At 72.1% G+C, this 20649-nt stretch carries 18 protein-coding genes; 9 read left to right on the top strand and 9 right to left on the bottom strand.

The genetic code is table 11. The features are described from left to right. Positions 1-55: 55 nt before the first annotated feature. Positions 56-2809 (top strand): FtsK/SpoIIIE domain-containing protein, encoded by a 2754-nt coding sequence (locus ACIQID_RS04415; protein ID WP_400282328.1) that lies wholly within the window; start codon positions 56-58, stop codon positions 2807-2809. A 43-nt stretch (positions 2810-2852) separates the two neighbouring features. On the opposite strand, the gene ACIQID_RS04410 is transcribed toward ACIQID_RS04415, so the two are convergent. After that, positions 2853-3848 carry an asparaginase gene (locus ACIQID_RS04410; RefSeq protein ID WP_400282325.1) on the bottom strand — a complete coding sequence of 332 codons (996 nt, stop codon included), beginning with the start codon at positions 3846-3848 and terminating at the stop codon, positions 2853-2855. 81 nt (positions 3849-3929) lie between these two features. Between ACIQID_RS04410 and ACIQID_RS04405 the strand changes: the two genes are divergently transcribed. Next, positions 3930-4427, top strand: coding sequence for an OsmC family protein (locus ACIQID_RS04405; RefSeq protein WP_331202671.1), 498 nt, complete (start codon positions 3930-3932; stop codon positions 4425-4427). Positions 4428-4436: 9 nt separating this feature from the next. Here ACIQID_RS04405 and ACIQID_RS04400 read toward each other — a convergent pair whose 3' ends face one another. Beyond that, complete coding sequence (locus ACIQID_RS04400) at positions 4437-5216, bottom strand: lysophospholipid acyltransferase family protein (protein ID WP_400282322.1); 780 nt, start codon at positions 5214-5216, stop codon at positions 4437-4439. 124 nt (positions 5217-5340) lie between these two features. Between ACIQID_RS04400 and ACIQID_RS04395 the strand changes: the two genes are divergently transcribed. After that, positions 5341-6303 (top strand): FKBP-type peptidyl-prolyl cis-trans isomerase, encoded by a 963-nt coding sequence (locus tag ACIQID_RS04395; RefSeq protein WP_312672952.1) that lies wholly within the window; start codon positions 5341-5343, stop codon positions 6301-6303. Positions 6304-6336: 33 nt separating this feature from the next. Further along, positions 6337-7419, top strand: coding sequence for a 1-deoxy-D-xylulose-5-phosphate reductoisomerase (dxr, locus tag ACIQID_RS04390; protein ID WP_312672951.1), 1083 nt, complete (start codon positions 6337-6339; stop codon positions 7417-7419). Positions 7420-7431: 12 nt separating this feature from the next. On the opposite strand, the gene ACIQID_RS04385 is transcribed toward dxr, so the two are convergent. The 3 genes from ACIQID_RS04385 to ACIQID_RS04375 all read right to left on the bottom strand — a co-directional run bounded on the left by ACIQID_RS04385 (position 7432) and on the right by ACIQID_RS04375 (position 10492). After that, the gene (locus ACIQID_RS04385) at positions 7432-9048 is read right to left on the bottom strand and encodes a UDP-N-acetylmuramoyl-L-alanyl-D-glutamate--2,6-diaminopimelate ligase (RefSeq protein ID WP_312675029.1); all 1617 of its coding nucleotides are present in this window, start codon (positions 9046-9048) and stop codon (positions 7432-7434) included. A 92-nt stretch (positions 9049-9140) separates the two neighbouring features. Then, positions 9141-9815, bottom strand: a complete 675-nt coding sequence (locus ACIQID_RS04380; protein WP_400282318.1) for a YcnI family protein — start codon at positions 9813-9815, stop codon at positions 9141-9143. 92 nt (positions 9816-9907) lie between these two features. Then, a complete protein-coding gene (locus tag ACIQID_RS04375; RefSeq protein ID WP_400282315.1) occupies positions 9908-10492 on the bottom strand; it encodes a hypothetical protein in 585 nt (194 codons plus the stop codon). 66 nt (positions 10493-10558) lie between these two features. Here ACIQID_RS04375 and ACIQID_RS04370 point away from each other — a divergent pair, with 66 nt between their 5' ends. Next, positions 10559-11872, top strand: coding sequence for a M50 family metallopeptidase (locus ACIQID_RS04370; RefSeq protein WP_400282312.1), 1314 nt, complete (start codon positions 10559-10561; stop codon positions 11870-11872). Between the two features lie 18 nt (positions 11873-11890). On the opposite strand, the gene ACIQID_RS04365 is transcribed toward ACIQID_RS04370, so the two are convergent. Continuing rightward, on the bottom strand, positions 11891-13774 hold the full coding sequence (locus tag ACIQID_RS04365; protein WP_400282309.1) for a chorismate-binding protein: 1884 nt from the start codon (positions 13772-13774) through the stop codon (positions 11891-11893). Between the two features lie 210 nt (positions 13775-13984). On the opposite strand from ACIQID_RS04365, the gene ispG reads away from it, so the two are divergent. The 3 genes from ispG to ACIQID_RS04350 are packed head-to-tail and all read left to right on the top strand — an operon-like array spanning position 13985 to position 16379. Next, entirely contained in the window at positions 13985-15115 is a 1131-nt protein-coding gene (gene ispG / locus ACIQID_RS04360) for a flavodoxin-dependent (E)-4-hydroxy-3-methylbut-2-enyl-diphosphate synthase (RefSeq protein WP_025103167.1), read from the top strand. 13 nt (positions 15116-15128) lie between these two features. Further along, positions 15129-15461 carry a nuclear transport factor 2 family protein gene (locus tag ACIQID_RS04355; RefSeq protein ID WP_331202676.1) on the top strand — a complete coding sequence of 111 codons (333 nt, stop codon included), beginning with the start codon at positions 15129-15131 and terminating at the stop codon, positions 15459-15461. 51 nt (positions 15462-15512) lie between these two features. Beyond that, positions 15513-16379 carry a hypothetical protein gene (locus tag ACIQID_RS04350; protein ID WP_400282305.1) on the top strand — a complete coding sequence of 289 codons (867 nt, stop codon included), beginning with the start codon at positions 15513-15515 and terminating at the stop codon, positions 16377-16379. A 90-nt stretch (positions 16380-16469) separates the two neighbouring features. Here the strand turns inward: ACIQID_RS04350 and ACIQID_RS04345 are convergent, their stop codons facing one another. The 3 genes from ACIQID_RS04345 to ACIQID_RS04335 form a co-directional block, all read right to left on the bottom strand. Then, positions 16470-17162 carry a nucleotidyltransferase domain-containing protein gene (locus tag ACIQID_RS04345; protein ID WP_312672944.1) on the bottom strand — a complete coding sequence of 231 codons (693 nt, stop codon included), beginning with the start codon at positions 17160-17162 and terminating at the stop codon, positions 16470-16472. Between the two features lie 21 nt (positions 17163-17183). Next, positions 17184-18221, bottom strand: coding sequence for a hypothetical protein (locus ACIQID_RS04340; RefSeq protein WP_312672943.1), 1038 nt, complete (start codon positions 18219-18221; stop codon positions 17184-17186). 152 nt (positions 18222-18373) lie between these two features. Further along, positions 18374-19789 (bottom strand): ribonuclease catalytic domain-containing protein, encoded by a 1416-nt coding sequence (locus ACIQID_RS04335; protein ID WP_400282301.1) that lies wholly within the window; start codon positions 19787-19789, stop codon positions 18374-18376. A 78-nt stretch (positions 19790-19867) separates the two neighbouring features. Between ACIQID_RS04335 and ACIQID_RS04330 the strand changes: the two genes are divergently transcribed. Further along, the gene (locus ACIQID_RS04330) at positions 19868-20638 is read left to right on the top strand and encodes an isocitrate lyase/phosphoenolpyruvate mutase family protein (RefSeq protein WP_400282298.1); all 771 of its coding nucleotides are present in this window, start codon (positions 19868-19870) and stop codon (positions 20636-20638) included. The last annotated feature ends 11 nt before the right edge of the window (positions 20639-20649 follow it).

Raw genomic sequence — 20649 nt, 5'->3', positions numbered from 1 at the left:
CTCCGCAGCCTGTGGACAGGCGGTGTCCGCACCGCGGGTCGGGTGCACTGGGTGCATGGATCCCTCGCCCCTGCTCCTTCCGTCCGCGTCGGCACCGGCGCGCCGCCGCCCGCTTCCCCTCGTCGCCGCCGTCGTCCCCGTGGCGGCCGGCCTCGCCCTCTGGATGACGACGGGGGCCGTGCACGCGCTGTGGTTCGCGGCTCTCGGTCCCCTCATGCTGGGCGCTTCTCTCCTCGACACGGCCCGGGGTCGTCGCCGGGAACGGAAGGCCGACGCGCTCAGGGTGAGCACCGCCTGGGCCGACATCGAGGCCGAGCTGCATCGTCGCCACGCGCAGGAGCGGGCGCAGGTGGAGCGCCGTCATCCGGATGCGGCATCCTGCCTTCGCGACCGGCCGTTGCGGGATGCCCGACCGCCGGGCGACGACACCTCGCTCGTGGTGGGACGTGGATCCCGGGCGAGCGGGGTGCGCTGCGAAGGCGGTGACGACGCCCGTGCTCACGACTTCCGCCGCCGCTGCGCGGTGTTGGAGGATGCGCCGCGGGCCGTCGCCCTCGGCCGCGGGGTGTGTCTCCGCGGCCGAGAGCCGCTCGTACAGGCGGCAGCTCGCGCTCTCGTGGTCCAGCTCTGCCTGCGCTTCTCGCCGAGCGTGCTGTCCCTCGTCGGCGACGAGGGGTGCGACCCGGCGCTCCGAGCACTTCCGCATGCGCAGCGGGCGCGACGCGGCGGATTCCGTCTCGCTCTCGCCACCGGGGCAGGGGCAGGGGCGGATGCCGTGATCTGGACCGTTCCGCCCGGCGCCGAGGTCCCGGAGGGGATCACGACGGTGATCGACATCGAGGAGCCGGGTGCGGCCACGCTGCGGACTCCGGACGGCGAGGTCGACCTCGCCGTGGAGTTCCTGTCGTCCGCCCAGGCAGCGGCCGCGGCCGAGCTGTGCGGGGCGGGGGACGGGGCAGGGCACCCCGTGACCACGGCGGACCTGGGAGACCTCCCGCAACCGCCGCCGGGGTCGGGCCTGCGCGTCGCCCTGGGCCTCGGGACGCATGGCGAGCCGGTGGAGGTCGACATCGTCGAGGACGGGCCGCACGCGATCGTGACGGGGATGACGGGCACCGGCAAGAGCGAGCTGCTCGTCAGCTGGGTCGCCGCGGTCTGCGCCGGGCACGGCCCTGACCGGGTGAGCTTCCTCCTCGCGGATTTCAAGGGCGGCACGGCTTTCGACCGGTTGCGAGGACTGCCGCAGGTCGTCGGGGTCATCACGGATCTGGACGACACGGAGGCGCGGCGCGGCGTCGCCAGTCTCGCCGCCGAGATGCGGCGTCGCGAGGGCGCCCTCGCCGCGGCTCGCGCCCGGGATGTGCGCGAGACCGACCTGCCCCGTCTCGTCATCGTCGTCGACGAGTTCGCGGCCCTGCTGCAGGAACACGCGGAGCTGGCCGCCGTGTTCACCGACGTCGCGGCGCGAGGGCGTGCGCTGGGCATGCACCTGATCCTCGGCACCCAGCGCGCCGCCGGCGTCATCCGCGACGCTCTCGCGACGAACTGTCCGCTGCGGATCAGTCTTCGCGTCGCGGAGGTCGCCGACAGCAGAGCCATGCTCGGGACCGGGGGAGCGGCGGACCTGCCCGGCGGTCCGGACGGTCGCGGCCAGGCGCTGCTCCGACGCCCCCAGGACGAGGAACCCCATCTCCTGCGCACAGCGCTCGCGGACGACGAGCACATCCGTCGTCTCGAGGAGCGATGGGCCGGCACTCCCGCACCCCCGCCGCCGTGGCATCCGTCCCTGCCCGCGCACCTGCCGCTCGAGACCCTGGACGCCGACCCGAAGCGCGGCGGCGAGCCGGGGCCACTGATCGTGCTCGGACGTGCCGACGACCCCGACCACCAGGCGCAGCCGCTGGAGATCCTGCATCCGGGGCGTGAGCGTGGACTTGTCGTGCTCGGCGCGCCGGGGACCGGGAGGACGGCCGCGCTGCGGGTCATCGCGGCTCAGCACCCGGATTGCGCCTGGTTCCCCGATGATCCGGAAGCCGCCGTCGACCAGCTCCTCGCCTGGACGGAGGGGGATGCCGTTCCCGCCGACGTCGTGCTCGTCGACGATCTCGACGTCCTTCTCGCCGTGTTGCCCCTCGAGGACGGCCAGGACTTCGTGCGCCGGTGGGAGCTCCTCGTGCGGTCGACGGCGGCCGTGACCTGGGTGCTGGCGGCGAGTCGGGCCGCCGGTCCGCTGGCGCGCGTGCTCGACGCTCTCCCGCGACGGGCGGTGCTCCGGATGCCCACTCGGGTCGAGCACCTCGCCGCCGGGGGTGAGATCGCCGCCTTCCGCCGGGACCGGCCGCCGGGGCGTGCGGTCCTCGGAGAGCGGGAGATGCAGTTCGCCTGGATCGAGCCCGGGGCCGTGCCGGCGCGGGCCATGCAGACCCTCCAGGACGCGACGCCGACATGGACGCCGGCGAGGGAGACGGCGGCGCTGGTCACTCCGGGGGCGCCCGCCGTCCTCCGAGCGTTGGCCGCGGCGCACCCGGAGTGGGACGTGCAGCCCCTGGTGCCGGAGGTGAGCGGGAACGGCAAGCCCCTCGTGCTCATCGCCGATGCCGAGAGCTGGCAGCGTCACTGGTCCCTGTGGCAGCGCGTGCGGTCGCACGGGGAGGTGCTCATCCGGGCGGAGCGGGCCGGCGAGCTGCGTCAGCTCGTCGGTGTCCGCACCCTCGCGCCGTACGCCCGACCCGATGCCGGACGCGCATGGTCCGTGATCGGCGACCGCGCACCCCGGCGCGTGGTCATCGATGCTCTGGCGCGTCGATGACCGCCCGACGGCGGCAGCCCGGCCCCGTGCCGCCGACGTCCGGTCAGATACCCGCGCCGGGGCGGACGACGCCGACGCTCGCACCGCCGCCGAGCACCGCGAGCGGCAGGGCCTCGGCGAGCGTGGCCACGTCCGCCTCGCTGAGCCCGCCCGCGCGCGCCAGCAGCGTGGCGGCCACGATCGTCGATGCGCGGGCGCCGCCGTCCAGCAGCTTGAGGGCGACCGTCGTCCCGTTCGGAGCCACCATCACCATCACGCCCTCCGCGCCGCCCTTCGCGAAGACGCCGAGCCGCTTGATCGCGATGGTGTCAGGGCGCCCCGGGCCGTCGATGGTCCAGGGGTTCTCGCGGACGGCCTTCACCAGGGCGCCGGCCACACGATGCAGCGCGAACGGCGAACGCTCGGAGGCGGTGCCGACGCGGTGGATCGCGCGGGCCAGGCCCGTGAGGCTGAGGGCGTACACGGGCGCGCCACAGCCGTCGATCGCGGTGTGCGCCATCTTCTCGCCGGTCAGGCGTTGGATGACGTCGCGGATGTGAGCCTGGAGCGGGTGAGTCGGGTCGAGATAGCCCTCGATCGGCCAGCCGGTCGCGATGCAGGCGCGGAGCATGGCGGCGTGCTTGCCCGAGCAGTTCATCCGGACCCGAGCCTCCTGGCCGTGCTCGCGCACCATCTCGTCGCGGGTCGCGGAGTCGCTCGGCCAGGCGGGAGGACAGGCGAGGTCGTCCTCGTTGAGGCCGCCGGCGGTGAGCATCTCGCGCACGACCTCGGCATGCCGGTCCGTTCCGGAATGGCTGGCGGTGGACAGAGCCAACTGCTCGCCCTCGAGCACCGCGCCCGCCGTGAGACAGGCGACCGCCTGCAGGGGCTTGAGGCTGGAGCGGGGGAGGATCAGCGCGTCCGCATTCCCATGCCGCGCGACCACCTCGCCCTCGGGCGACAGCACGACAGCCGCACCGGCATGACGCGACTCGATGAAGCCGCTCCGCTCCACGACGGCGAGTTCGACGGAATCCTGAACGGTGAGAGTCTCCAGCACCCGACAACTCTACCGGCGGGTGCGGCGCGGCTCCGTCGAGGGCAGAGCCCGGGTGTCGGCGCCGCCTGGCAGACTGGGCGCATGCCAGAGCAGACGACTCCGCGGCCCCTCGGCGAGCACCGCTACGCCCTCACCTCCACCTGGACCGGCAACACCGGGTCCGGTACGAGCGGCTATCGCGACTACCGCCGCGATGTCACGATCGAGGTGGAGGGGAAGCCCGAGCTGCTCGCGTCGTCCGACAAGCCCTTCCGCGGCGACCCGTCGCGCTGGAACCCGGAGGACCTCCTGCTGGCCTCCCTCTCCGAGTGCCACCTGCTGTCCTATCTGCACGCGTGCGTGACGGCCGGCGTGGTGGTCGTGTCCTACCGGGACACCGCGAGCGGCATGATGCGCGAGAACGGCGCCGGCGGCGGTTCCTTCGTCGAGGTGCTGCTGCGCCCGGAGGTCGTCGTCGCCGAGGCCTCGATGATCGAGGCGGCCGAGCGCGCGCACGCTCAGGCGAACGAGTGGTGCTTCATCGCCAACTCGGTCAACTTCCCCGTCCGCCACGAGGCGACGGTGACGGCCGTCGGCTGAGCGGCCGTTTCAGCGACGCTCGTGCGGGAGTGCCTGCTTGATCTTCTCGATCGTGTTCTGCGCCGGTGCCTCGTTGTAGGTGCCCGCGAGCTCCTGTCCGGAGAGGGCATGGATCGCGGCCATGATCTCGTCGGTCGCGAGTCGGCGCGCGCGGCCGCTCGTGGCCGGTCCGTGCGGGGAGAGATCCAGGGGCTCCCCGAAGCGCACGGTGATCCGCTCGGACAGCGTGGGCATCTTGGCGCCGACCGGCATGACCTTGTCGGTGCCGACGAGTCCCACGGGGACCACGGGGGCTCCTGTCTGCAGAGCGAGGAACGCCACGCCCGTGCGGCCCTTGTACAGTCGGCCGTCCGTGGAGCGGGTGCCCTCGGGGTAGAGCGCGACGGCGAGGCCCTCGTCGAGGAGCTGACGCTGCAGGTCGAGGGCGTCGAGAGCCGCCTGGCCGGCGCCGCGGCGGACCGGGATCGCACCGATCGCTTCGAAGAATGTCTTGGAGGCCCACCCCTTCACACCGGTGCCCTCGAAGTAGCTCGACTTGGCGAGGAAGTGCACGGGGCGCGGAGCCGCCACGGGGATGGCGATGGAGTCGATGAACGACAGGTGGTTGCTGGCGAAGATCACCGGGCCGGTGATCGGGACGTGCTCGCGTCCTTCGATGTGCGGCCGGTAGACGAGCCGGGCGAGCGGGGTGATGAGGCTGCGGCCCAGGGTGTAGGTGAAGCCGGCGTGCCGGGGCTTCGGGGAGTCCTCTGAGGGGGTTTCGGGGTCCACGGACTGCTCAGAGCTCATCAGAGCAGGCTACTCCCGGATCCATGCCGACGTGGGAATGAAGACTCGCGCCGCCGCTTCCCAGCGCGAGCAAAGGGCGATGAGGCAGGATGGAAGCTCCCGCCCGCGATCGTGAGGTCTTCCTGTGCGCACCCGTCCGCTGCTCGTCCTGTCCACCGTCGCTGCGGCGACCCTGCTGCTGGCGGGCTGCTCCGGGAACGGCGATCCGCAGAGTACCTCCTCCCCGGACGCCTCCGGGTCGAGCCAGTGCCTCGTGAACGCGACGGCCGGCGACACCTCGGACGCCATCGAGGTCGACGGCGAAGGCCTCGACGCCAAGATCACGGTTCCCGCCGATGCGGAGTTCGCGAACGTCGAGCGGACCGTCGTGTCCGAGGGCGACGGGGACGACCTCGCGGCGAACGACCTCGTCTCCGTCCAGTACCAGATCGTCGATGCCGCCAGCGGCGACGTGGTCGACTCGTCGGCACGCGGCGAGGACGGCACGCTCCCCGTGCTCCTCGACCCGAACCAGTCGTCGCTGTTCGTCGCGGCGCTGGAGTGCGAGCCGGTCGGATCCCGCGTCGTCCTCGCCATCCCCGGCAGCGCGCTCGGTGAGGGGCAGAGCAACATCGTCGTCTACGCGGAGGCCGTCGAGCGGCTCCCCGAGGTGGCGACGGGTGAGCCCGTCGAGCCGACCGCCGGCATGCCCGAGGTCACGCTCGACGACGACGGCAAGCCGTCCGTCACGATCCCGGACGGCGACGCGCCGACCGAGACGAAGGTCTCCGTCCTCAAGCAGGGCGACGGGGCGACGGTCGCCTCCGGTGACCTGGTGGTCGTCCAGTACCTCGGCGTGAAGTGGTCCGACGGCGAGGAGTTCGACTCCAGCTGGAGCCGCGACGCCGCCCCGGCGCAGTTCCAGACCACGGGGGTCGTCACCGGCTTCCAGAAGGCTCTCGAGGGGCAGAAGGTCGGTTCGCAGGTTCTCGTCGTCATGCCGCCGTCCGATGGCTACGGCGCGAGCGAGGGCCACGAGCTGCAGGACGAGAGCCTCGTGTTCGTCGTCGACATCCTCGCGACGACCCCGGTCCAGCCGCAGCAGTAAGGCCGCCGTCCCGGCGTGTCCTAGGCTGGCGTCATGCGTCGCGTCATCATCCTCGGCTCCACCGGTTCCATCGGCACCCAGGCGCTGGATGTGATCCGCGCCAATCCTCGACGCTTCGAGCTCGTCGGCCTCGCCGCGGGGTCGAACGCCTCGATGGTGGCCGAGCAGGCGGCGCAGTTCCAGGTGGAGCACACCGCTCTCGGGGCGGCGGAGGCGGAGCAGCTGGTCCGCGACGTCGAGGCCGATGTGGTGCTGAACGCCATCACCGGTTCGATCGGTCTCGGCTCGACGCTGGCTGCGCTGGAGGAGGGGCGGACGCTCGCGCTGGCGAACAAGGAGTCGCTGATCGTCGGCGGTGATCTCGTGCTCGCCGCGGCCGCTCCCGGTCAGATCGTGCCGGTGGACTCCGAGCACTCCGCTCTCGCGCAGGCCCTGCGCTCCGGTACGCACGACGAGATCCGGCGGCTGGTGGTCACGGCCTCGGGCGGACCCTTCCGCGGGAAGTCGCGCGACGAGCTCACCGCCGTCACGCCCCAGGAAGCGCTCGCGCACCCGACGTGGAACATGGGGCGCACGGTCACCACGAACTCCGCCACGCTGGTCAACAAGGGTCTCGAGGTGATCGAGGCGCATCTGCTGTTCGATGTGCCCTACGACGACATCGACGTCGTCGTGCACCCCCAGTCGATCGTGCACTCCATGGTGGAGTTCATCGACGGATCCACCATCGCCCAGGCCTCGCCGCCGGACATGCGGCTGCCGATCTCGCTCGGCCTGGACTGGCCGCACCGGGTGGGTGGGGTGGGCCGGCCCCTGGACTGGACCTCCGCCACCTCGTGGACGTTCGAGCCGCTCGACGACATCGCCTTCCCCGCGGTGGCGCTCGCGAAGGCCGTCGGGCGTGCCGGAGGCACCTTCCCCGCGGTCTACAACGCCGCCAACGAGCAGGCCGTGGACGCGTTCCACGAGGGACGCCTGCCGTTCCTCGGCATCGTCGACACCGTCCAGCGCGTCGTGGACGCGCACGACGCGCCGGATGCGCTGACCGTGGAGTCGCTCGCAGCGGCGGAGGACTGGGCGCGTCGGAAGGCCGACCAGCTCATCGCCGCCGCCTGACGCGGCGCGGCCTCAGTCCTCGTCCGGGTACGGCACGGGCCAGCGCGGCTCCGGCACCGGCCATCCGGCGGCCTTCAGTGCACGCCGGGAGAGCTCGCGGGCCGAGTACGGCGTCCGCACCCCGCGGATGTCGCGGTAGTCCTGGTGCCCGGGGCCGGCCCAGAGGATCGCGTCGCCGTCGCCGACGAGTCCGACAGCAGCCACGATCGCGGCCTCCGGCGGGGAGTACTCGTGGATCTCGGCGTCGGGACGGGCGCGACGTGCGCCCTCGACGAGCGTCGCGCGGATCGACGCCGGGTCCTCGAACCGCGGGTGGTGATCGGTCACGACAAGGATGTCGCTGCCCTCCACCGCGGTGCGGGCCATGTCGAAGCGCTTGCTGGCGTCCCGGTCTCCGTCGGCCCCGAAGAGCATGAGCACCTTGCCGGGGGTCACCCGCCGCACGGCCGCCAGGGTCTTCTCGAAGGCGTCGGGCGAGTGGCCGAAGTCGACGAAGACGGCGGGTCCTCGCTCTCCCGAGACGAGCTGCGTGCGACCGGGCAGGTAGGCCCGGATGCCGCCGTCGCGCTGCAGGGCGCCGACGATCCGCTCCCACGCATAGCCGCCCTCGAGAAGCATGACGATCGCGAGCGCCGCGTTCGCGGCCATGTGCGGACCGATCACCGGGACCGTCGTGGTGAGCGTGCCGGCCGGTCCGGTCATCGTGAACGTCGTGCCGGTCGTCCGCTCGTCGTCGATGACGACCACCCAGTCCGCTCGCGATGCCTGATCCGCGTCGGCGGCGATGGAAGGGGTCCCGACGGTGACGACGGGGATCTCGGAGCGTTCGACGACCAGGGCGCCGGAGGAGGAGTCGAGGCAGACGACGCCGCGCACGGCACGGTCGGGGCGGAAGAGCGGCAGCTTCGCCTCGAAGTACTCCTCCATGTCCGCGTAGTCGTCGAGGTGGTCGTGGCTGAGGTTGGTGAACCCCGCGACGTCGAACCGGATGCCGTCGACGCGGTGCCGGGACAGGGCCTGGGCGCTGACCTCGACCGCGACGGCCTCGACCTCGCGCTCCCGCATGAGCGCGAGGAGGGCGTGCATCTCGGAGGCCTCGGGGGTGGTGAGCCGCGAGACGATGACCTCACCCGCGATGTGCCGTTCGGCGGTGGAGGAGAGGCCGGTGACGACGCCCATCTGGTCGAGGATGCCCTCGAGGAGGTGGGAGACGCTCGTCTTGCCGTTCGTCCCGGTGGTCGCGAACAGGAGGGGGAGCGGATCCTCCGCGCCCGTGCCGTACACCCAGGCGCTCAGCGCGCCGAGCACGCCGCGGGGGTCGTCGACGATGAGGATCGGGAGGCCGGCGTCGGCGGCGATGTCGGCACCCGCCTGGTCCGTGATCACCGCGACCGCTCCCTTCTCGGCGGCGGTCTTCGCGAAGTCCGCGCCATGGCGGTTCACGCCGCGGATCGCGACGAACGCCTCGCCGGGACGCAGGTCCGCCGTGGCGAGGGTGATGCCACTGAGAGCGACGCCCTCCACGTCGCCACGCACGGAGCGGGCGAACAGGGAGGCGAGTTCGGACAGCTCGCGCCGGGGCGGGTTCGCCGGGCGGAGCACGGGGGGCAGGGTCGGCTGTTGTTCCATCGACATGTCGTCTCCATGTTCTCACGACGGCGGTGTCGGCTCGGGCGGGTCGGTCCGCCGCGCGCCGGAGTCGGGCGCGGCGGACCTGGGGGTCAGGCGCGGCGGCGGAAGGCGAGCACCGCGACCACAAGCGCCGCGATGCCGGCGAGGAGGCCGCCGGCACCCAGGGCGATGCCCAGCGCGTCGTCGCCGTCGTCCGCCGTCGCGGGCTGCGGGGCGGCGCTCGTGCCGTGACCGTCCGCGGCGCCGTCCGTGACCGTCACGACAGGCGCCGGGGAGTCGAGGTCGTGCGCGTCCTCCCCCTTCTCGGCGAGCTGCGTCCACTCGGTCGCGCCGTCCACGCACTGCTGGACCACCGGGAAGGCGAGCGTCTCGGGCGTGTCCTCGTCCAGGCCGACCGACATGCTCACGGCGCCGCGCAGGTCGGTCGGCACCGGGGTGAGGGCGGTGTACGTGACGGCGCTCACGAGACCGTCGTCGCCGCGCTCGACCTGGATCGTCCAGTCGCCGTCGAGCGTCGGGGCGACCGAGGCGAGACCGTCCGGCATGGTGATGCGCAGGGCCGTGGTGGGCGAGGTGCCGCAGCCGTGCGAGAACGAGAAGGTCAGCACGCCGTGGTCGCCCGCGGCGAGCTCGTCGGGGCTGACGCTGACGTGCGCCCCGGCCATCGCGGGGACGGCGAGGGCGAGGGCGAGTCCACCGATGATGCCGGTGGCTCCGAGGAGGGTGCGGCGCGGACGACGGGGACGGATGGTGGTGTTCGACATGGGGTCTCCAGATGCTCGTGTGCGGGCGCGCCGGAACAGCGCAGCCCGGAAGGAAGGGCCGTCGACCGGGGACGGCCGGATCGAGGGGCGGCTCAGCCGCCGACGAGCACCGGAGGACCGCGTCGCGAGACCACGGCGGTCGTCGCGACGTCGAGCGGAGGGAGGAGGGCGGAGCGCAGCGGACGCGGTGGCGCCGGAGGCGTGGTGGCGGGTGCCGTCCCGCGTCGGAGAGCGGCCAGGAACCAGCGGGCGATCGTGCGCAGCACGCTCTCGCCATGCCACAGCAGCACCGTCGTCAGCAGGGCGGCGACGAGGTGGGCCGACAGCATCAGCGCTCCCGGCCCTGGGACCGGAGACAGCGGGCCGAGTGCGCTCAGGTCGAGGTGGTGGGAGTGGGCGCCGAGGCCGGGGGCGTCTCCGGCGGTGGGGGCGCCCAGGAGCTGGAAGAGCAGGTGGAACGCGCCCTGCGCCAGGATCACGGCCACCGCGACTCGTGCACGCGACGATCGACGGCCGACCACGGCGGCGCAGAGGGGCACGAAGAGCGCCGCGACGGCGGTAATGAGCAGCGGGTGCGGGGCGGCCCCGCCGGCGAGCGTGTGCGAGACGGCCGCGAGGAGCGTGGCGATCGCGGACACGGCGGCGGCGCGGAGGAAGCGCAGCTGCCGGGACGTCATCGTGCCAGCCTAGCGACGCTGCGCGAGCCGGGCGGATTCCTAGGCGGCGGGCAGTAGCGTGGGCTCGTGGAATTCCTGCTCTATCTGGGCGGCATCGTGTTCATGCTGATCGGCCTCGGCCTCTCGATCGGTCTGCACGAGGTCGGCCACCTCGTCCCCGCGAAGCTCTTCGGCGTGCGCGTCGGCCAGTACATGATCGGCTTCGGGCCGCGCCTGTGGTCGAAGCGGATCGGGGAGACGGAGTACGGCTTCAAGTTGCTGCCCCTGGGCGGTTTCATCTCGATGTCGGGCATGTATCCGTCGTCGAAGGACAGCGGGCCGGCGTCCGGGGCGTTCCGCACGCTCATCCAGGACGCGCGCTCGGCCAACGACGAGACGATCGCGGAGGGCGCCGAGGACCGGGTCTTCTACAAGCTGCCGGTGTGGAAGCGCGTGATCGTGATGCTCGGCGGGCCGCTCATGAATCTCGTGCTGGCGGTGGTCATCTTCACCGTCCTCGTCAGCGGGATCGGTGTGCAGCAGGGCACCACGACGGTCGCGGCGGTGAACGAGTGCGTGGTCCCCGCATCGTCGACGGCGACCGAGTGCGGGGCCGACGATCCGGAGTCTCCCGCCGCGGCGGCCGATGTGCAGCCCGGCGACGTCCTCGTGTCGATCGACGGGAAGCCGGTGTCGACCTTCGCCGAGGCCACCGCCATCGTCCAGGCCTCACCGGGCGAGCCCCTTGCCCTCGTGGTGCGCCGCGACGGCACCGAGCGGACGCTGACCCTCACACCCATCGCCGCGGAGCGCACCATCACCGATGCGAGCGGGCGGCCGGTGCTCGACGACGACGGCGAGCCCGTCGTGAAGGAGGTCGGCTATGCGGGGATGATCGCGCAGATGGGCTACGTGCAGCAGCCGCTGACCGGCGGCCCGGACCTGGCGGCGGACACCGTCGCGCGGGTCGGCTCGCTGATCGTCACCCTGCCGGTGCGGCTGTGGGATGTCGGGGTCTCGCTGGTGACGGGTGGCGAACGCGACCCGAACGGACCGCTGAGCGTCGTCGGCGTCGGGCGCCTCGCGGGCGAGGTGGCCGCGACGGACGCTCCGGTGCTGGATCGCTTCGCCGTGCTGCTCGGCCTTCTCGGCTCGCTCAACGTCGCGCTCTTCGTCTTCAACCTCATCCCGCTGCTGCCGCTCGATGGTGGGCACATCGTCGTCGCGCTGTGGGAGGGGGTCAAGCGGGTGTGGGCGAAGCTCTTCCGGCGGCCGCCGCCGGCGCCGGTCGACGCCACCAAGCTCGTGCCGCTGACCGTCGTCGTCGCGACGCTGCTGATCGCGATGGGCGCGCTCCTGCTCGTGGCCGACCTGTTCAACCCGGTGAAGCTGCTGGGCTGAGCGGTCGGGAGCCCGGCCTCAGGCCAGGGCGTGCGCCGCCAGGCGCTCCAGCGTGCGGATGCCGTCGCGGGACAGGATCGATTCGAGGTGGCCCTGGACCGATGCGAAGCCGTCGCCGCGCAGCGCGTAGACGTCTCCGGTCACCGGATCGGCGGAGACCTCGGCCGCGCCCACCGACGTCACTCCCGGGTCGACCCGTGCCGTGAAGGTGTTGTAGAACCCGATCGAGGCGTCCTCGCCGAACACCGGCACGGCCTTCTGCAGTCCCTGATGCGGAGCGTCGAGAGGCGTCAGCGCGATCCCCATCCGGTCCGCCAGGATCTGGTGGCTCAGGCACACCGCGAGCAACGGCGACTGCGCCTGCAGGCGGGCCGCCACGACCTCGCGCATCCGGGCGATGCGCGGGCTCGTGCCGTCGCGCGGGTCTCCCGGACCGGGGCCGGCGACGACGAGATCGGCCGTCTCGACCGCGTCGTCGTCCACCGCATCCCAGGAGGTGATCGTCACGTCGAGCCCGAGATGGCGCAGCTGGTGCGCGAGCATCGTCGTGAAGCGGTCCTCGGCGTCGACGACGAGGGCGGAGCGACCGGAGAACGGACCCGTGAAGTCCTCGCCCTGCGGGTTCAGCCAGAACTCGGCGAGGCGGGCGTTGCGTGAGGAGAGCAGCGCGGCGACGTCCGGGTCGTCGGCGAGACGCCGGGGCTCATCGGGGGCGTCGGCGTCGCTCCGCGCCTCGGCCACGCGGTCCCGGTCGATCGCGCCGATGGCTCCCAGGACCCCGGCCGCCTTGCCGTGCGTCTCGGAGACCTCGCCGTGCGGGTCCGAGTGCCGGACGAGGGTGGCGCCGACGGGCACGCTCAGCGCGCCGTCCTGCAGGTACACCGTGCGGATGAGGATCGGGGCGTCGAGGTCGTGACCGCCGTCGTCGTGGGGGGTGAACAGCGCGGCCACCCCCGAGTAGTAGCCCCGGGGCTTGCGCTCGTGCCGCCGGATCACGGCGCAGGCGTTCTGCATGGGGGAGCCGGTGACGGTCGGGGCGAACATCGTCTCGCGGAGGATGTCCCGCGGGTCCAGCCCGCTCCGGCCGCGCAGCATGTACTCCGTGTGCGTCAGCCGCGACATCTCCTTCAGGTGCGGGCCCGTGATGCGTCCGCCGTCGGCGCAGACGGCGCTCATCATCTTGAGCTCCTCGTCGACGACCATGAACAGCTCCTCGGTCTCCTTGGTCGACGTGAGGAAGTCGGTGAGCGTCTCCTTCGTCGCGCCGCCCGCCGGATGCCGGAAGGTGCCGGAGATGGGGTTCATGGTGACGACGCCACCGCGGGCCACGACATGCGCCTCGGGGCTCGCGCCGACCGCGATGTGACCGGGGGTGACGACCGCGAACGTCCAGTAGGCCCCGCGCTCGTGGGTGAGGAGCGCTCGGAACCAGGTGAGCGCCGCGGTGCGCTCATCGGCGTCGACGGTCGCGGTGAAGTCCCGGCGGATGACGAAGTTCGCGCCTTCGCCGCGGCCGATCTCCTCGGCGATCACCGTCTCCACGATCGCGGCGTACTCCTCGTCGGCGATGTCGAAGCCCTCGTCACGCAGGGGGACAGGAGACGAGGGGAGCGCGTCGAGCACGGCGGCGGTCGGCAGGTGGAGGTGCTCCGCGACGACGAGACAGCGCAGCGGAGCGCCGTCGTCCTGAGCCACGAAGCCGCGCTCGCGGACCTGTCGATACGGGACGAGCGCGAACACCTCCCGCGGCTCTCCGTCGATGGTCAGCGGGATGTCGGCGAGCAGCTCGACGTCGGTCACGTCGCCGGTGAGCAGCTCCACGGTGTCCGCGCCGTCCCGGGCGATCAGCACGAAGGACGCGGTGGGATCGGCGCTGAGCTCGTCGAGGCGAGAGAGGGTCATCGATGTCTCCTGTGCGAGGGCTCCGGCTCGGCGCAACGAAAAGACCGCCCCGGAGGCGGTCTGGATTCGAGGGAACGCGAACACACCGCCTAGGAGGCGGGCCACCAGGTGATGTGCGCGATCATGGGGCGAAACTACCACACCCGCCGCATCCAGCCCTTCCGCATCCTGGCGGCGTAGGCTGGGATCGTGCCAGCAGTGAATCTTGGGATGCCGAAGGTCCCCGAAGTCCTCGCCCCGCGTCGCAAGTCCCGTCAGATCAAGGTGGGCAAGGTGCTCGTCGGCGGCGATGCGCCCGTCAGCGTGCAGTCGATGACGACGACGAAGACCACCGACATCAACGGGACGCTGCAGCAGATCGCGGAGCTCACCGCCTCCGGCTGCGAGATCGTCCGGGTCGCCGTGCCCTCGCAGGACGACGCCGACGTGCTGCACATCATCGCGAAGAAGAGCCAGATCCCGGTCATCGCCGACATCCACTTCCAGCCCAAGTACGTCTTCCAGGCGATCGACGCCGGCTGTGCGGCCGTGCGCGTGAACCCGGGCAACATCCGCAAGTTCGACGACCAGGTCGGCGAGATCGCGAAGGCCGCCAAGGACGCGGGCGTCTCGCTCCGCATCGGCGTGAACGCGGGCTCGCTCGACCGTCGCCTGCTCGAGAAGTACGGCAAGGCCACGCCGGAGGCCCTCGTCGAGAGTGCGGTCTGGGAGGCCTCGCTGTTCGAGGAGCACGACTTCCACGACTTCAAGATCTCGGTCAAGCACAACGACCCGGTCGTCATGGTCAAGGCCTACCGTCAGCTCGCCGAGCGGGGCGACTGGCCGCTGCACCTCGGCGTGACCGAGGCGGGACCGGCCTTCCAGGGCACGATCAAGAGCGCGACCGCCTTCGGCATCCTTCTGGGGGAGGGCATCGGCGACACCATCCGTGTGTCCCTGTCCGCCCCGCCGGCCGAGGAGGTCAAGGTCGGTCACCAGATCCTGCAGTCCCTCAACCTGCGCGAGCGCAAGCTCGAGATCGTCTCGTGCCCGTCGTGCGGTCGCGCCCAGGTGGACGTCTACACGCTCGCCGAGGATGTCACCGAGGGGCTCAAGGAGATGACGGTGCCGCTGCGCGTCGCGGTCATGGGCTGCGTCGTGAACGGTCCCGGCGAGGCGCGCGAGGCCGATCTCGGCGTCGCGTCCGGCAACGGCAAGGGACAGATCTTCGTCAAGGGAGAGGTCATCAAGACCGTTCCGGAGGCCGACATTGTCGCCACCCTCATCGAGGAGGCGAACCGCATCGCCGCCGAGATGGGACCGGACGCTCCGCTCGGCACCGCCCAGGTCGTCACCGCCTGACCCGAGGAGCGCCATGCCCGACTTCCTCCTGCCCGCGCCGGTCCAGGCGATGATCGATGCGATCAACACCGCCGACACCGATGCCTTCGTCGCCGCCTTCACGCCGGACGGCTTCGTGAGCGACTGGGGCACCGTGAAAGCCGGCGCCGACGGCGTGCGCGGCTGGGCGGACAGCGATGCGATCGGCGCCGGCGCGCGGATGACCGTGCTCTCCGCCGCCACGGACGGCGACACGACGCGGATCCGCTTCGGGTGGAGCAGCCGCGTCTTCAACGGGGAGTCGGACGGGATCTTCGTCGTCGACGGCGACCGGCTCGCCAGCTTCACGATCCCGCCGTCGCACTGACGCCCCGTGCCTGATCGGCACCATCGTTCCGTCGTCTCTCCGAGGAGCCCCATGACCACGCCCACGATCGTCACCTTCCCCGACGGCAGCCTCCGCGGAGACGCCGTCGTGACCCGCGTGGCCGACGACGCCGACGGGACGGTGGTCGCCGTCGATGCCACCCCGTTCCATCCGGTGGACCACACCTGGCCCGACCAGCCCGGCGATGCCGGTGTGCTGTCCGGCGAGGGCGGAACCGTCCGCGTGGCCGAGGCGCTCATGGCGGCGGTGTCGGACGACGGCGATGTCGCGGTGGGAGGTGCCATCCCCGTCAAGCGTGGAACGGAGGGATGGACCTGGCTGGTGGGTCACCGGCTCGATGGCGCCGCGCCCGCCTGGCTCGCGGAGGGTGCTCGCGTGTCCCTCGCCGTCGACGAGGCGCAGCGCGCCGGCCTCAGCCGCGGGCACACCGCGTGCCACCTCGCCTCCCTCGCCCTGGATCTCGCCGTCGCGGACCTCTGGCGCAAGGACCCGGGCGAGGATGCGCTGGGGAACCCGGACTTCGAGGGACGGGCGAACCAGTCCAGCCGCATCCACGAGGACGGTGCCGTCGACGAGTACCGCCTGGGCAAGAGTCTGCGCCGTGCAGGCTTCGACACCGAGACGTTCGCAGCGACGCTGTCCGACCGCGAGCACCGCATCAACACGCAGCTCGCCGCGTGGGTCGCCTCGGCTGCCGCGAGCCGCATCGAGGTGGACGGACCGACCATCGTCGACCGGCGGCGCTGGCACTGCGCGCTCCCCGAGGGTGAGGCCGTGATCCTCTGCGGCGGCACCCACGTGCGTTCCCTCGCCGAGTTCGCCGCCATCACGGTGACCCTGGATCTGTCCGACCCCCAGCTCCTCGTGATGACGACGACCGCGACTCCCGCCTCCTGAGCCCTCGCCCGCCTCAGGCGTTCGCGCGAGGACAGGCGTCAGCGGCTGGTGTCGCCTGCTGTCGCGTGACTGCCTGTTCCCGCGAGGAGGTCAGCGCACGTACCCCGCCTGCACCCGACCACCCGCCACCATCAGTTCCTCATCGACCCGCGCCGCGAAGCCGGAGAAGTCCCCGGCGAGCAGCGGAGCGCTGAGCTGCTCCGCGCGCGCAGGACTCCACGCGCGCAGACGTCGGGGGAGCCACTTCCCGGAGCCGATCCACTGCCCGTCGGCCAGCAGCATCAGCTCGGCCATGCGCTCGAACAGCAGGCCGGCGACAACGCGCTGCTCGAGAGGGTCCGTGGCGTCCTGGAGGTCGTCGAGGAGGTCGGTGATCGCGTACCGCCGGATCCGCGACTCCGTCTCGCTCAGGACGGGGCCGGCGGCGAGCACCGCACCCCACCGGGCCCGCAGGTCGTCGAGCCCGGGTCTGGAGCGCACCGGCACGCCCTCCACGAGCATGTGCACGATGACGGGTCGATGCTGTGCGATGCCGCGGTGGGCCCATGTCTCGAACCCTTCGGCTGTGTAGGCGAACACCTCGAGGATCTCGCCCTCGAACGCGCAGGTGAGGGCTTCGCTCTGCTGGGCGCGATCGGTGAAGAGGTCATCGTCGATGAGCAGGAGGTCGATGTCGCTCGTGCGCGTGCGCTGCCCCCGCGCCGTGCTCCCGGCGACGATCGCGATGCGAGCGCGCGGATACCGCGCGGCGATGAAGCGCCCGACGCGCTCGACCTGATCCATCTCGTCAGGGTATCCGGCGGCTCAGGCGACGATTCGTCGGCGCAGTGCGCGGAAGAAGCCCTGGATGGCGAGTTCACGCTCCTCTGAGCCGAGGTGCTGCCAGACCTCGAGCTGATCGCGCCGCTTCGCGAGGTCTGCGGGGAAGGGACCGTCGCCGGAGTCCCACACCAGGAACGCGAGGATCATCTGCACTTCCCACGCTGCCGCCATCGGAGTGCTCAGGAGGGAGTTCGGGGCGAACGGGCTCACACTCACCGCGCTCTGCAGCGGGAGAAGGCTGGACGCGTGCAGGCCTCGATGCGTATCGCCGGTGCGGACGGTGATGCCGTCGTCGAGGATCGCCAGGATCCGCTGCCGCTGTGCTTCCATCGCGGCGAGGGCGCGGTTGCGCCAGGCGAGACAGGCGGCCACCGCGACGAGGGCCACGGAGAAGGAGCCGGCGATCTCGAGCTGGGGGCTCAGGAACCAGCACGTGTACGCCACGAGGATGACTGCCGCTGCGGTCATCGCCGTGTAGGCCCGTCCTGCCCGATGCAGGTCTGCGGTCGGGGCCGTAGAGAGGACCGGGGGAGTCAGCATCAGGGCCATCCATCCCCAGAAGGCGGCGAGCACGGCGGTCGTGGCGAGCAGGAGGAGAACCTGGGGGTCCCGGCCGATCGTCGGTGTCAGCGCCGCCGCACCCGCTCCGATCGCCAGCAGCAGCGAGAACGCGACGGACAGCCCCAGCACCGCGGCACTGATCCGGTGCCGGGCCTTCCGGGCGAACCGGGTCACGCGACTGTAGCCGTTCGCGGTCAGAAGCGTGACCAGCAGGATGACGGTCGCCATCGAGCATCCGATCCCGATGCCGATGCGGAGGGACATGTCGTTCGCGGTCGCAGCCGGCGCCACCGTGAACGCAGTGGCCGCTCCGAGGGAGAGGAAGACCGCCAGGCACAGGCGGAAGAACCACCAGGGGGCGGAGCGCCACGAGGACACCGGGACTTCCACGAAGGAGGAGGCCAGCGCGAAGAGATCGAGCGGTGGGCGCGTCACGGGTTCGACCGGCGTGGAAGGCATGGAGCGAGTATGCCGACCGGCACCGACATGCTCCCGGCGCCGACGACCGTCTCCCCTCGGGCTGATGGCTGTGCAGGATCAGGCGAACGCACGAGCGCAGGCGGTCGTGTCCGGAAGCGCCTGATCCGGCGTCCTCGCCTGATCCGGCGGAGTCACACGGCGAGCTCGATCTCGCCCGCCGCGACGTCCACGCGGACGACGCGCAGCCGCACCACATCGCCGGGCTTCGTGTCTGGAGTGACCGGCGCGGTCGTGGCGACCGCGGGCTCCGCGATCTGGACGGCGGCCCGCTCGCCCCGGAGCTCGATGACCGTAGCGTCGACCGTCTGCCCGACCAGGGGCGTGAGCAGGGCGGCCTCGACCCGATTCACGGTGTCCGCGTCCAGCTGCGACGCCCGTCGGCCCGAGTCCTGCATGAGCGCGGGGAGGTCGCCGAGGGAGGAGCGCACCCACGCCGGCACCGGCTGTCCCGTCGACACGGCGAGGCAGATCGCGAGGACCCAGCGGTCGACGAGCCTCCGGAGGGGAGCGGTCGCATGCGCGTACGGGGCGCCGATCGCGGCCTGCACGGCGTCGGCGGGCGGCTCCCCGTCGAACACGAGGTACCCCGCGCCGCGGAACAGCGAGGCGGCGGCTTCCAGCACGGGGAGGGTCATCGGGTCGGAGCGGTCGAGACCCCGGAGGTACTCGCCGTAGGTGCCGTCGGTCCACGGGCGCCCGAGTGCCTCCGTCTGGTGACGGAAGGCGGCGAACGCCGCCTCGTCGGGTTCCGGCATCGTGCGGAGGATGCCGACGCCCGCGTCGATCATGAGCACCGCGGCCGCCATCCCGGTCATGAGCGAGAGCTGTGCATTCCACTCCTCGACGGGCAACGGGCTCCGACGCTCGATCGCATAGGAGCCGTCGTCGGTACGCACGACCTCCTCGTCCGGGACGTTGAGGCTGGCGCCACCGCGCCCGCGCTCCTGTTCGAGGCAGAGGGCGCCGATCTCCGGCAGCAGGGCCGCGTGGCCGCCGTCGCCCCGGTCCAGGGCCTCCTGGGTGGACGCGTAGTCGAGCTGGGCGCGGGAACGGATGAGGGCGCGCTCCAGCCGGAAGTCGGTCACGCTCCCCGCCGCGTCCAGGGTGAACGTCCACACCAGGGCGGGGCGGTCGACATCGGGGAGCAGCGAGGCACGGTCCTCGCTGAGCACGGGCGGATGCAGCGGGATCGTGCCGTCCGCGGCGTACAGCGTCTGTCCGCGCCGGCGGGCCTCCGCATCCACCGCACCGCCCGGGGTGACGAAACCCGGTACATCCGCGATGGCGTACCGCACCCGATAGCCGTCGCCGTCCCGCTCGAGGTGGAAGGCCTGGTCGAGGTCACGGGCGCCCGCCGGATCGAGCGTGGCGAACGGGACATCCGTGAGGTCGAGACTCGGGACCGTCGCCGAGGCCGCTTCCGCCTCCGCGAGCACGTCGGCGGGAAACGCTGTCGGTGTGTCCAGGTTCTCCCGGAGGGCGGAGAGCGCCGCGGCGAGCTCGGTCTGGGCGGCGGAAGGGGCGACATGCGAGCGGCGCTGGGGCATGCCGCCAGCCTAGATCGAGCACCGGGACGATCCGCCGCAGCCGGCCCGCGTGCCCACATCGGCCGCTAGCGTGGGGACATGACCACTGCTGCCAAGGCCCAGACCCTCGTCGGACTCTATGACGCCCCGGAGATCCTCCGTGTGGTGAACGTGTGGGACGTCGTCTCCGCACGCGCCGTCGCCGCGCTGCCGGAGACGACGGCGATCGCCACCGCCGGTCACGGCATCGCCGCATCGTTCGGCTACGACGACGGAGACACCCCGCGCGACGTCATGATCGATATGGTCGGCCGGATCGCGGCGGCCGTGTCCGTCCCCGTCACGGCCGACCTGGACGACGGCTACGGCGATGCGGGGGAGACCACCCGCCTCGCGATCGCCGCCGGCATCGTCGGCGCGAACGTCGAGGACCGCCTCAAGCCGCTCGACGAATCGGTCGCCGTCGTCGAGGCCATCGTGAAGGCTGCGGAGGCCGAGGGCGTGCCGTTCGCCCTCAACGCCCGCACCGACGCGTTCGTGCGTGCCGGGTCGCGCCCCGTGGAGCAGAGCATTGCGGATGCGATCCAGCGTGGTCGCGCCTTCCTCGATGCGGGTGCCACCGCGGTGTTCGTCCCCGGCATCCTCGATGCGAACGTCACGCGGCAACTCGTCGAGGGCATCGGCGAGCGCAAGGTCAGCGTGATCGGCATCCCCGGGGCGCTCGCCGCCTCCGAGTACGAGAAGCTCGGCGTGGCCCGCATCTCCTACGGCCCGCTGCCGCAGCGGGTCGCGTTGACCGCGCTGCAGGAGCTGGCCGAGAGCCTCTACGGCGGCGGTGTCGTGCCCCAGGGGCTGCCGGCCCTCAACTAGCGACGAGGAGG

Origin of the sequence: Microbacterium sp. NPDC091676 (assembly GCF_044756645.1) — a bacterium.
Taxonomy (GTDB): domain Bacteria; phylum Actinomycetota; class Actinomycetes; order Actinomycetales; family Microbacteriaceae; genus Microbacterium; species Microbacterium paraoxydans_D.
This window is presented reverse-complemented; position numbering and strand designations above follow the sequence as displayed.